This window comes from Pseudomonas sp. F220, assembly GCF_057813935.1.
The window spans coordinates 67564-79652 of the sequence record NZ_JBVASJ010000002.1; the positions used below are offsets into that span (position 1 = coordinate 67564).

9 protein-coding genes are annotated in these 12089 nt (G+C 59.7%); all 9 read left to right on the forward strand.

The features are described from left to right. The first annotated feature begins 37 nt into the window (after positions 1-37). The 9 genes from ACZYSM_RS02140 to ACZYSM_RS02180 all read left to right on the forward strand — a co-directional run bounded on the left by ACZYSM_RS02140 (position 38) and on the right by ACZYSM_RS02180 (position 12041). On the forward strand, positions 38-1210 hold the full coding sequence (locus tag ACZYSM_RS02140) for a PilZ domain-containing protein (RefSeq protein WP_489068420.1): 1173 nt from the start codon (positions 38-40) through the stop codon (positions 1208-1210). 87 nt (positions 1211-1297) lie between these two features. Beyond that, on the forward strand, positions 1298-2722 hold the full coding sequence (algK, locus tag ACZYSM_RS02145) for an alginate biosynthesis TPR repeat lipoprotein AlgK (RefSeq protein WP_489068898.1): 1425 nt from the start codon (positions 1298-1300) through the stop codon (positions 2720-2722). After that, positions 2719-4206, forward strand: coding sequence for an alginate export family protein (locus ACZYSM_RS02150; protein WP_489068422.1), 1488 nt, complete (start codon positions 2719-2721; stop codon positions 4204-4206). The genes algK and ACZYSM_RS02150 overlap by 4 nt, the downstream gene beginning before the upstream one ends. Positions 4207-4232: 26 nt before the next feature. After that, the gene (algG, locus tag ACZYSM_RS02155; protein ID WP_489068424.1) at positions 4233-5825 is read left to right on the forward strand and encodes a mannuronan 5-epimerase AlgG; all 1593 of its coding nucleotides are present in this window, start codon (positions 4233-4235) and stop codon (positions 5823-5825) included. An 11-nt stretch (positions 5826-5836) separates the two neighbouring features. Further along, positions 5837-7285 (forward strand): alginate O-acetyltransferase, encoded by a 1449-nt coding sequence (locus ACZYSM_RS02160; RefSeq protein ID WP_489068426.1) that lies wholly within the window; start codon positions 5837-5839, stop codon positions 7283-7285. An 8-nt stretch (positions 7286-7293) separates the two neighbouring features. Next, positions 7294-8424 (forward strand): mannuronate-specific alginate lyase, encoded by a 1131-nt coding sequence (locus ACZYSM_RS02165; RefSeq protein WP_489068428.1) that lies wholly within the window; start codon positions 7294-7296, stop codon positions 8422-8424. 187 nt (positions 8425-8611) lie between these two features. Further along, positions 8612-10171 carry an MBOAT family O-acyltransferase gene (locus ACZYSM_RS02170; RefSeq protein ID WP_489068430.1) on the forward strand — a complete coding sequence of 520 codons (1560 nt, stop codon included), beginning with the start codon at positions 8612-8614 and terminating at the stop codon, positions 10169-10171. Positions 10172-10182: 11 nt separating this feature from the next. Continuing rightward, positions 10183-11358, forward strand: coding sequence for an alginate O-acetyltransferase (locus ACZYSM_RS02175; RefSeq protein WP_489068432.1), 1176 nt, complete (start codon positions 10183-10185; stop codon positions 11356-11358). Positions 11359-11372: 14 nt separating this feature from the next. After that, positions 11373-12041 carry an alginate O-acetyltransferase AlgF gene (locus ACZYSM_RS02180; RefSeq protein ID WP_489068434.1) on the forward strand — a complete coding sequence of 223 codons (669 nt, stop codon included), beginning with the start codon at positions 11373-11375 and terminating at the stop codon, positions 12039-12041. The last annotated feature ends 48 nt before the right edge of the window (positions 12042-12089 follow it).

The following is a 12089-nucleotide window of genomic DNA, read 5'->3' on the forward strand; positions in this document are numbered from 1 at the left end:
CCTGAATTAACTAGGAACTACATCGATGAACAGCCCAATGAATACCACCGCAAACACCAACGTAGTGCATGAGTCCGAAGCCCAGCGCCAACACGCCCGGGTCAAAATCCCGGCCCGGCTGCGCTTTGTCGATGCCAGCGGCACCCCGCTGATAGCGCGGGTCGAAGACCTTTCCGCCGGGGGTCTGAGCTTCAACGCAGGGCCGCAAAAGGCCCTGACTGTCGGCGAAGTACACCAGGGTCGTCTGCAATTCGTCATCGACAACCTGGGTCTTGCCATGGACGTCGAGCTGATGATCCGCTCTTACGACCGCCAGACCGGTCGCACCGGTTGCCAGTTCCAGAACCTGGATCAACAAGACATCTCGACCCTGCGCCACTTGATCACCTCGCACCTGAGCGGTGACATCGTCACCATGGGCGAAGTGCTCGCCACCCTGCAGCGCGACAACTTCACCAAGGCGCGCAAGGTCAAGGACGGCGGCAGCGGCATGTCAGCATTCGCCCGACTGCGTGCGGTGACCTTCAGCCTGGCGATTTTTATCGTCGGCCTGGCGGCTTTCGGCTTCATCTTCAAGTCGGTGTACGGCATGTACTTCATCAGCCACGCCCAGGCCGGTCTGGTCAGCGTGCCCGGCATGAACGTCACCATGCCCCGCGACGGTACCGTGCAAAGCCTGATCAAACCTGACGGCATCGCCGCCAAAGGTGCACCGCTGGCGACCTTCAGTACCAGCATGCTCGACGTGCTCAAGGGCCACTTGGACGAAGACCAGTTGCAACCGGCCAAGGTTGAAGAACTGTTCGGCAAGCAAATGACCGGCACCCTGACTTCGCCGTGTGACTGCACCGTGGGCCAGCAAATGGTCGCCGACGGTCAGTACGCCAGCAAAGGCGATGTGATCTTCGAACTGATCCCGCGGGGCAGCCTGGCCAACGTTGAAGCACGCTTCTCCTATCGCCAGTTCCGCGACGTGCGTCCGGGTACCCCTGTGAACTTCCAGATCGCCGGTGAAGACAACATTCGCCGCGGCACGATCGTCAGCAGCGCCAGCCTGAACAGCAGCGACCTGTCGTCTGACATCCGCGTGCAGATCAAACCCGACGCACCGCTGGACAGCGCACTCGCCGGTCGCCCGGTGGAAGTGAGCAGCGATCGCGGCCCATCCCTGAACTGGCTGATCGATAAAGCCATGGCCGCTGGCCTTTAAGCGGAGGACATGCCTGTGACGAGCCTTTCCATTGACGAGTGCTGCGCACTCGATCGCGAGCAAGCTCGCTCCTACAAGAGCGACGCAATGACCTGTAGGAGCGAGCTTGCTCGCGATCGGTCGCGTAGCGGCCGCACCTACCTGTGTGCGCTGGCCACCGCCATCGCCCTGGCCGGTTGCGCCGGTCTGCCAGACCAGCGCCTGGCCAATGAAGCCCTCAAGCGCGGCGACACCTCCATGGCGGCGCAAAACTACCAGCAGCTGGCGAACCTGGGTTACAGCGAAGCACAGGTGGGTCTGGCCGATATCCAGGTGGACAGCCACGACCCGGCACAGATCAAACAGGCCGAAGCGACTTACCGCGCGGCCGTCGATACCTCGCCGCGTGCTCAGGCACGTCTGGGGCGTCTGCTGGTGGCCAAACCCGGCTCCACCGAAGCCGAGCAGCACGAAGCCGAAGGCTTGTTGAAAAAAGCGTTCGCCAATGGGGAAGGCAATACCCTTATCCCCTTGGCGATGCTCTATCTGCAATACCCCCACAGTTTCCCGAACATCAACGCCCAGCAACAGGTCAGCAAATGGCGCGCTGCCGGTTACCCGCAAGCCGGTCTGGCGCAAGTGCTGCTCTATCGCACCCAAGGCACCTACGACCAGCATCTGGGCGAGGTCGAAAGCATCTGCAAAGCGGCGCTCAACACCACCGACATCTGCTATGTCGAACTGGCCACCGTCTACCAGAAACGCGCCCAGCCTGAGCAACAGGCCGAGCTGCTCAAGCAGCTGCAAGCCGCCTACAGCCGTGGCAGCGTTTCTGCTCAACGAATGGACAGTGTCGCTCGCGTACTCGGCGATGCCACGCTCGGCAAGACCGACGAAAAAACCGCACAGACCATGCTCGAACACATCGCCCCCGGCTACCCCGCTTCCTGGGTCAGCCTGGCGCAGTTGCTCTACGACTTCCCGGAACTGGGCGACGTAGACAAGATGATGAAGTATCTGAACAACGGCCGCGCCGCCGACCAACCACGGGCCGAACTGCTACTCGGCAAGCTCTACTACGAGGGCAAATGGGTCCCGGCCGACGCCAAACAGGCCGAAGCGCATTTCCAGAAAGCCCTCGGCAAGGAAGTCGCCGCCGATTACTACCTCGGTCAGATCTACCGCCGTGGCTACCTCGGCAAGGTCTATCCGCAGAAGGCTCTGGATCACCTGCTGACTGCTGCCCGCAATGGCCAGAACAGCGCTGACTTTGCGATTGCACAGCTGTTCTCCCAAGGCAAGGGCACCAAGCCCGACCCGGTCAATGCCTATGTCTTCAGCCAACTGGCCAAGGCCCAGGACACCCCGCTAGCCAATGAGCTTGCGCAAACACTCGAAGCCCAACTGCCGCCTGCCCAGCACGCGGAGGCCCAACGTCTGTTGCAACAAGAACAGGCCATGCGTGGCGCCTTGAGCCAGAACCCAACGGCACTGCACGCCCTGCAACAAGAAGACGGCGAGGAATCCCTATGAAGTTGAATCCATTCGTTCAGGCCGGCATTGGCCTGACATTTGCGCTGCTGTGGTCTTGCCCGACATTGGCAGCCCTGACCGACACCAAAAACTATGGCCTGGAAGTGAAAGCCACCGGCCAATCGGAAGCTGACAGCGATCTGGGCACCCGTCCCGGAGGCGACGTCAACGGTGTCGGCCTCGACCTGCGCCCGTGGGTCTATGGCGAAAGTGGTAACTGGAGCGCCTACGCCATGGGCCAGGCCGTGACCTCGACTGACATCGTCGAGACCGACACCCTGCAACAGTCTGATAGCAGCGGCACGCAGAACAGCAACAGCAATGGTCGCACCAGCAAAAAGAATTACCTGGCGATGCGCGAATTCTGGGTCGGCTACAGCGGCCTGACGCCCTACCCCGGCGAGCAGCTGAAACTCGGTCGCCAACGCCTGCGCAATGACGACGGCCAATGGCGCGACACCAACATCGAAGCGCTGAACTGGACCTTCGACACCACCTTGCTGCGGGCCAACGTCGGCGCCGCCGAACGCTTCAGCGAGTACCGTACCGACCTCACCGAACTGGCCCCCAAAGACAAGGATCGCCTGCATATCTACGGCGACGTATCCACCCAATGGACACCGGGTCAATGGGTCGGCGTGCGCGCTCATCACACTCACGATGACGGTAAGCTCGACTATCCAGTACCCGGTGAAGCGGCCGACTCGCTGGCCAAGAAACAGAACGGCGACCTGACCTGGATCGGCCTGGAAGCCAACAGCGATGCTTACAACTATCGCAACACCAACACCGTCAACTACTGGGGCAGCGTCACAGGTCTCAGTGGTAACCGCGACACCGTCAACCCGCTGACCGCCCAAGGCACGCCACCGGTCGACGCCAACAACAGCGGCAGCGTCAACGGCTGGGCCACTGACCTGGGTGTCCGTCTGCGTCTGGATCCGAACTGGCAAGTCGGTGCGGCCTATGCCCGCGCCAGCGGCGACTACGAGCAGAACGGCCTGGAAAGTAACCGCTCGACCTACACCGGCACCCGCTCGCGGGTTCACCGTTTCGGCGAAGCCTTTCGCGGTGAAATGAGCAACATGCAGACCGCCACTCTGTTTGGTTCCTGGATGCTGCGTGATGACTACGACGCCAGCCTGATCTACCACAAATTCTGGCGCGTCGATGGCAACAAACAGATCGGCAACAACGGTATCAACGCCGTCGAAAACACCTACGACAACACCACCGATGCCGTGCTTTCCAGCACATCCCTACCGCTCGTAGACGGCAAGACAGACCTTGGCCAGGAAATGGATCTGGTGGTCACCAAGTACTTCAAGCAAGGCCTGCTGCCAGCCGCGTTGAGCCAGTCCATCGATGAGCCTTCGGCGCTGGTGCGTTTTCGCGGTGGCGTGTTCAAACCCGGCGACGCCTATGGCAAAGAAGTCGACTCGTACATGCATCGCGCCTTTATCGACGTGATCTGGCGCTTCTGATGCGAGGCACGAAGGGAGTGCGTGAGATGAACAGTCAAGCCATCAAAGGCTCGATCAGCCTGTTGGCCGGCGCGATGTTGCTGGCCAGCAGCGCAGTGTTTGCCAGCGTCGAACCTGGTGTTTCAAACGACAAGAGCAAACCGGAGATCGTGGCCAAGGGGCTGCAACAGGCTAAAACCTACACCGTCACCAGCGCGCCGACCGCGTCGCTAGAGCTGGCCAAACCCAAGCTGCCAGACCTTTCCGGCTACACCGCCCAAGCAGCTGCGGCGAAGATCGTTCGCAGCAAAGCGGGCAAGGTCAGCGTACGCAGGATGATGCAGGAAGACGCGCTGAAGGACTTCATCGGCGGCGATAACAAGATGGCCGAGTGGGTGGTGCGCCAACACGGTATCCCCCAGGCGATCTTTATCGACGACGGTTACGTCAATCTCAAGGACCTGACCAAACACTTGCCAAAGCAGTACATCAGCGAGACCTCGCCCGGTGTGTTCCTGGCCAGATTGCCAATCGTGGTCGGCCGTAAAGGCATCCTCGAAATCGACAAACAGACCCAAGAGTTGCGCCTGTCCGAAGAAGCCGGTTCATTCATGGTCAACGATGGTCAGCTGTTCGTACGTGACACCAAAATCACTGGCTGGCGCGAGAAAGACAATGGCCCGGCGACTTTTCGTTCGCCGAAGGAGTTCCGCCCGTTCCTGCTGGCCTGGGGCGGCACCGAGACCTACATCGTCAACAGCAAAATGGCCAGCTTCGGCTATGCCAACAGTAAGTCCTACGGTGTGAGTATTTCCCAGTACACGCCGAACATGGCCAAGGTGCTCAAGCGCCCGGAACCCACCGGCTGGATCATCGGTTCTGAGTTCTCGGACATGTGGTACGGCTTCTACTGCTACGAGACCCGCGACTTCGTGATCAAAGGCAACACCTACCGCGACAACATCGTCTACGGCATCGATCCCCATGACCGCTCCCACGGTCTGATCATTACCGACAACACGGTGCACGGGACCAAGAAGAAGCATGGGATCATCATTTCCCGCGAAGTGAATGACAGCTTCATCTTCAACAACCGCAGCTACGACAACAACCTGTCGGGCTTGGTGATCGACCGTAACAGCGTCAACAACCTGATCGCCTACAACGAGATTTACAAGAACCACACTGACGGCATCACCCTCTACGAGAGTGCTGACAACCTGCTGTGGGGCAACAAGGTGATCAGCAACAAACGTCACGGCATTCGGATTCGCAACAGCGTGAACATTCGCCTCTACGAAAACATCGCCATGGCCAATGGCCTGACCGGCGTCTACGGCCACATCAAAGACCTCTCCGACACCGACCGTGACATCAAGCTCGATCCGTTCGATGCCCAGGTCTCGCTGATCGTAGTCGGTGGCGAACTGGCCGCCAACGGCAGTGGGCCGCTGTCCATCGACTCGCCACTGAGCGTTGAGCTGTACCGGGTATCGATGCTCGCTCCGACCAAATCCAGCGGCATCAGCTTCTCGGGGATTCTGGGCGAGCGCCAGGATGAAATTCTCGACCTGCTGGTGCGCCAGCAGAAAGCCGTGCTGATCGACCCCGTCGAACGCCAGACCGAAATGCGGGACTGAGGATGACCTTTATGCACCCACACTTGATCAAACTACTCAGCCTTTCGGGCCTGACTGCGGCCATTCTCGCCGCCAGCGGCGGTGCGCAAGCAGCCGACGCCCAGAAACCGAACTTCACCGCCGAGCCGTGCTGCAACCTGTGCCCGGAGGCTCACGACGCAAAGAACTACACCACCCGTTATCAACAGAACTTCACCACCCTGGTACAAGCCCAGGGCGACTGGCTGTTCCGGTCCCAGGAAGATCTGCGCACCGAGTTCGACACCTCGCCCGCCGGCTATCGACGCATGAAAGAACTGCACGATGCGTTCAAGAGCAAAGGTGTGGAACTGGTGGTGGTTTATCAGCCGACCCGTGGTCTGGTGAACCGCAACAAACTGAACCCGGAAGACAAAGCCAAATTCGATTTCGACAAGGCGCTGAACAACTACAAAACCATGCTCGGGCGTTTCGCCGCCATGGGTTATGTCGTGCCAGACCTGTCGCCGTTGACCAACGAGCAATTGGGCGACGAACTGCCGGCCCACGATTTTTACTTCCGTGGCGACCAGCACTGGACCCCTTACGGCGCCCAGCGTACAGCGAAAATCGTCGGCGAGAAGGTCAAGCAAATCCCGGCCTTCGCCGACATTCCCAAGCGTGAATTCGAAAGCCATAAGTCAGGTCGTATGGGCAAGACCGGAACGTTACACAACATGGCCGGTCAACTCTGTGGCACCAGCTATGCGATCCAGTACATGGATCAGTTCACCACCGAGCCTAAAGGCGAGGCGGCAGACGGCGATCTGTTCGGCGATTCCGGTAACCCGGAAATCACCTTGGTCGGCACCAGCCACAGCGGCAAGAACTACAACTTCGCCGGGTTCCTGGAAGAAGCCATCGGCGCTGACATTCTCAACGTCGCCTTCCCCGGCGGTGGTCTGGAAGGTTCGATGCTGCAGTATCTGGGCAGCGACGAGTTCCAGAAAAAGCCGCCGAAGATCCTCATCTGGGAATTCTCGCCGCTGTATCGCCTCGATCAGGAAACCATCTACCGGCAGATGATGGCGCTGCTCGACAACGGTTGCGAAGGCAAAGATGCACAGATGACCGGCAGCACCACCCTCAAGCCCGGCAAGAACGAGCTGATGGTCAACAGCAAAAATATGGACCTGCGCAACAGCAACCATCAGGTCGACATCCGCTTCGCCGACCCGTCGGTGAAAACCTTGCAAGCCACCCTCTGGTACATGAACGGGCGCCACGAGGACATCAAGATCGACAAACCGCAAACATCCGACACTGACGGGCGTTTCGCCTTTGAACTGCGCAGCGACGAAGACTGGGCCTCGCAAAACCTGTTGGCCGTTGAAGTCCAGGGCCCGGAAGCCGGCGCCGCTGCGCAGAAAGTCGAAGCGAAAATCTGCAAACGCAACGTATTCCCAAGCGCCGGGCAACGTACCGCTCAGGCCGGGCAATGAGGTCTTCTATGCAATCTCGCAGACTGAACGTTCGAACGCTTCTGGCACCCACCCTGTTGGGGCTGGCCATTTTCGCCGGTAGCGCACAGGCCGCCGCGCCGCTGCGCCCACCTCAGGGCTATTTCGCGCCTGTGGATAAGTTCAAAAGTGGTGACAACAGCGAGGGCTGCGACGCGATGCCCACGCCGTACACCGGCGCCCTGCAATTTCGCAGCAAATACGAAGGTTCCGACAAGGCCCGTTCGACCCTCAACGTAGAGTCGGAAAAAGCCTTCCGCGACACCACCGCAGACATCACAAAACTGGAGCGCGGCACCAGCAAGCGGGTGATGCAATTCATGCGTGACGGTCGTGCGGAACAACTCGAGTGCACCCTGAGCTGGTTGACCTCCTGGGCCAAGGCTGATGCGCTGATGTCCAAGGACTTCAACCACACCGGCAAGTCCATGCGCAAATGGGCGCTGGGTAGCATGGCCTCGGCCTACATCCGTTTGAAATTCTCTGACTCCCATCCGTTGGCGACCCATCAACAAGAGTCGCAATTGATCGAAGCCTGGTTCAGCAAAATGGCCGATCAAGTGGTCAGCGATTGGGACAACCTGCCGCTGGAACAAACCAACAACCACTCGTACTGGGCTGCCTGGTCGGTCATGGCCACCTCCGTCGCCACCGACCGCCGCGATCTGTTCGACTGGGCCGTGAAGGAATACAAAGTCGGCGCTAATCAAGTCGACGCGCAAGGCTTCTTGCCCAACGAACTCAAGCGCCAGCAACGCGCCCTCGCCTACCACAACTACGCCCTGCCGCCGCTGGCCATGATCGCCAGCTTCGCTCAGGTCAACGGTGTGGATTTGCGTCAGGAAAACAACGGCGCACTGAAACGTCTGGGTGATCGAGTGCTGGCCGGGGTGAAAGACCCTGCAGAGTTCGAAGCCAAAAACGGTAAAGAGCAGGACATGACCGACCTCAAGGTCGACTCGAAATTCGCCTGGCTCGAACCCTTCTGCAGCCTCTACACCTGTGCGCCGGATGTGCTCGAACGTAAACACCAGATGCAACCGTTCAAGACCTTCCGCCTGGGCGGCGACCTGACCAAGGTCTACGACCCATCGCATGAGAAGGGTAACAAGGGCAGCTGATCCGATCCCTGTAGGAGCGAGCTTGCTCGCGAAAGCGGTCTGACATTCACCAATGATGTCGACTGATACACCGCCTTCGCGAGCAAGCCCGCTCCCACACTGAATGTATTACAACCCTCCGGTTTTCACGGGGGGGTTTGGGGGGGGCTCTGGCCCTTAACTGTTGGTTAAACATGGAGAGGTCGGGATGGTTTTCTCATCCAATGTGTTCCTGTTTTTGTTCTTGCCGATTTTTCTCGGCTTGTACTACTTAAGCGGGCAACGCTATCGCAACCTGCTTTTATTGCTTGCAAGCTACGCGTTCTACGCCTGGTGGCGGGTGGACTTCCTTGCGCTGTTCATCGCCGTCACGCTGTGGAACTACTGGATCGGCCTGAAAGTCGGCGCCGCCGGTGTACGCACCAAACCTGCGCAACGCTGGCTGCTGCTCGGCGTGGCGGTGGATCTGTGCATCCTCGGCTACTTCAAGTACGCCAACTTCGGCGTGGACAGCATCAACGCGATGATGACCTCGGTCGGTCTTTCGCCGTTCATCCTGACCCACGTGCTGTTGCCGATCGGGATCTCGTTCTACATCTTCGAGTCCATCAGCTACATCATCGACGTCTACCGTGGCGACACCCCGGCGACCCGCAACCTGATCGACTTCGCGGCGTTCGTGGCGATTTTTCCTCACTTGATCGCCGGCCCCGTGTTGCGTTTCCGCGACCTGGCCGACCAGTTCAACAACCGCACCCACACCCTCGACAAGTTCTCCGAAGGTGCCACGCGGTTCATGCAGGGCTTCATCAAAAAGGTCTTCATCGCCGACACCCTGGCGGTCGTGGCCGACCATTGCTTCGCCCTGCAACACCCGACCACGGGTGACGCCTGGCTCGGCGCGCTGGCCTACACCGCGCAGCTGTACTTCGACTTCTCCGGCTACAGCGACATGGCCATCGGCCTGGGCTTGATGATGGGTTTCCGCTTCATGGAAAACTTCAAACAGCCGTACATCAGCCAGTCGATCACCGAGTTCTGGCGTCGTTGGCACATCAGCCTCTCCACCTGGCTGCGTGACTACCTGTACATCACCCTGGGCGGTAACCGTAAAGGCACGCTCACCACCTACCGCAACCTGTTCCTGACGATGTTGCTCGGCGGTCTGTGGCACGGCGCGAACATCACGTACATCGTCTGGGGTGCCTGGCACGGCATGTGGTTGGCCATTGAAAAAGCCTTGGGTCTGAACACCTCGCCACACAGTTTCAACCCGATCCGCTGGGCACTGACCTTCCTGCTGGTGGTGATGGGCTGGGTGATCTTCCGCTCGGAAAACCTGCACGTTGCCGGTCGTATGTACGGCGCCATGTTTAGCTTCAGCGAATGGTCGCTGTCGGAACTCAACCGCGCCAGCCTCACCGGCCTGCAAGTGGCGACTCTGGTGGTGGCTTACGCAACCCTGGCGTTCTTCGGCCTGCGGGACTTCTACAGCAACCGGCCGAAAGCCAAGCCAGCTATCGATACCCAAGCCGATGGCCCAGCCACCGCGCAACCAGGCCTGATCAAAGCCGTACCGGGTGATGCCGCCAACAGCATTCACCAACCGGGCTACATCGTCGGCACCGAGGCACTCGTGCAGCCTGCCTATTGGGTTGCCGATTGGCCGCGTTATGCAATGCGCACCTTGGTACTGCTGCTGTTTGTGGCTTCGATTCTCAAACTCTCGGCGCAAAGCTTCTCGCCGTTCCTTTACTTCCAGTTCTGAGGGAGCCGACCATGACCCGCTCATTACGCATCCTCTACATTGCGCTGTTTTTGGCCGTGCTGCTCGCCTTGGGCGCTTGGTCGATGCGCAGCTTCTTCGGCTTCAGCACCAACAACGAGGCGACCGTGCTCAACGGTCGCTGGACCAAAGCCGTCGAGACCCATTACGACGACGAGTTTCCAATCAAACGCCTGGGCACCAACCTCTGGGCGGCGCTGGATTTCAAACTGTTCAACGAAGGTCGTCCGGGCGTCGTGCTCGGTCGCGACCAGTGGTTGTACAGCGATGAAGAGTTCAACCCGATCGTCAACGAAGAGCTGAACCTGCAAGGCAACTACGCGCTGGTCGAAGGCGTGCGCCAGACCTTGAAAAAGCACGGCGTAAAACTGGTGATGGCGATTGTCCCGGCCAAGGTTCGCCTGTACCCGGAACACCTGGGCGATGTACGCCCGGCCAGCATCCACGCCGATCTGTACAAGGATTTCCACGACCATGTCGCGGCCGACAAGATCCTCGCTCCCGACCTGCTCGGCCCGCTGCAACAGGCCAAGCAAAACGGTCAGCAAGTGTTCCTGCGCACCGACACTCACTGGACCCCGACCGGCGCTGAAATCGCCGCCAGGCAATTGGCCAAGGCGATTGCCAAGAAAGCCCCGCTCAGTGGAGCGCCGCAACGCTTTGTCACCGAAATCGAAAAACCCGAACAGCATAAAGGCGACTTGACGCTGTTCCTGCCGCTGGACCCGCTGTTCAGCAACCTGATGCCGGCGCAAGAGCCGCTGGAAAAACGCACCACGCGCGTGGCTGAAGACAAGCCTGCAGGTGACGACGCCTTGTTCGCCGACAACGAAGTTCCGGTGGCACTGATCGGCACCAGCTACAGCGCCAATCCCAACTGGAACTTTGTCGGCGCCTTGAAAGAGGCTCTGCAAAGCGACGTGGTGAACTACTCGGAAGACGGCCACGGCCCAATCCTGCCCATGCTCAGCTACCTGAAAAGCGATGCCTTCAAAGACAGTCCGCCACAAGTGCTGATCTGGGAATTTCCTGAACGTTATCTGCCTGTGAACAACGAAATCGGCGACGCCGACCCACAGTGGGTCGCAGAACTCAAAAAAGCCGGTGCTCGCCAACAAAACCTGGCTGCAAACACCAAATCCGAGACGCCCGACCGGGCGCAAAACTGAAAGAGGTACACCCTATGACTTTCACGACTACTCCTCGTCGTCTCGCTGCTCGCTCCTTGAAAACGGTCGCCCTGGTTGCCGGCGTCAGCTTGCTGTCGATGCAAGCCTGGGCCGGTGGTGACGCCGCCCTCTACGGCCCGACAGCACCGAAAGGCTCAACCTTCGTGCGCATCTACAACGCCAGCAACCAGGAAGTCAGCGCCACCGTTGGCACCTCCAACCTCAGCGACGTCGCGCCGCTGGCCAGCAGTGACTTCAGCTTCATGCCCGGCGGCGACTACAGCGCCAAGGTCGGCAGCCAGACGCTGCCAGTGAAGCTGGCCGGTGACCACTATTACACGCTGGTCAACAACGCCACCGGCCAGCCACAATTGATCGAAGAACCGCCGTTCAAGAACAAACAAAAGTCCTTGGTACGCGTACAGAACCTCAGCGACAAACCGCTGACCCTGAAAACCGCTGACGGCAAGACCGAAGTGATCCCGACCGTCGCCGCCAAGGGCCGTGGCGAGCGTGAAATCAACCCGGTGAAAGTCAGCCTGGCCCTCTATGAAGGCGACAAAAAAGTCGGCGACGTAAAACCGGTCGCCCTGGAACGCGGTGAAGCCGCAGTGCTCTACGTCACCGGCAGCGGCAGCAGCCTGTCGCCAGTCTGGGTAAAGCGCCCGGTCTCGACGCGCTAATGGATTTCTCAGGCTGACCACGAACCCTGTAGGAGCAGCCGGTCGACG

Bases quoted from the DNA above. Each gene is read 5' to 3' on its own strand.
- ACZYSM_RS02180 (WP_489068434.1), top strand. From the start codon at position 11,373: ATGACTTTCACGACTACTCCTCGTCGTCTCGCTGCTCGCTCCTTGAAA.
- ACZYSM_RS02165 (WP_489068428.1), top strand. From the start codon at position 7,294: ATGCAATCTCGCAGACTGAACGTTCGAACGCTTCTGGCACCCACCCTG.
- algK (WP_489068898.1), top strand. From the start codon at position 1,298: ATGACCTGTAGGAGCGAGCTTGCTCGCGATCGGTCGCGTAGCGGCCGC.
- ACZYSM_RS02160 (WP_489068426.1), top strand. From the start codon at position 5,837: ATGCACCCACACTTGATCAAACTACTCAGCCTTTCGGGCCTGACTGCG.
- algG (WP_489068424.1), top strand. From the start codon at position 4,233: ATGAACAGTCAAGCCATCAAAGGCTCGATCAGCCTGTTGGCCGGCGCG.
- ACZYSM_RS02140 (WP_489068420.1), top strand. From the start codon at position 38: ATGAATACCACCGCAAACACCAACGTAGTGCATGAGTCCGAAGCCCAG.
- ACZYSM_RS02175 (WP_489068432.1), top strand. From the start codon at position 10,183: ATGACCCGCTCATTACGCATCCTCTACATTGCGCTGTTTTTGGCCGTG.
- ACZYSM_RS02170 (WP_489068430.1), top strand. From the start codon at position 8,612: ATGGTTTTCTCATCCAATGTGTTCCTGTTTTTGTTCTTGCCGATTTTT.
- ACZYSM_RS02150 (WP_489068422.1), top strand. From the start codon at position 2,719: ATGAAGTTGAATCCATTCGTTCAGGCCGGCATTGGCCTGACATTTGCG.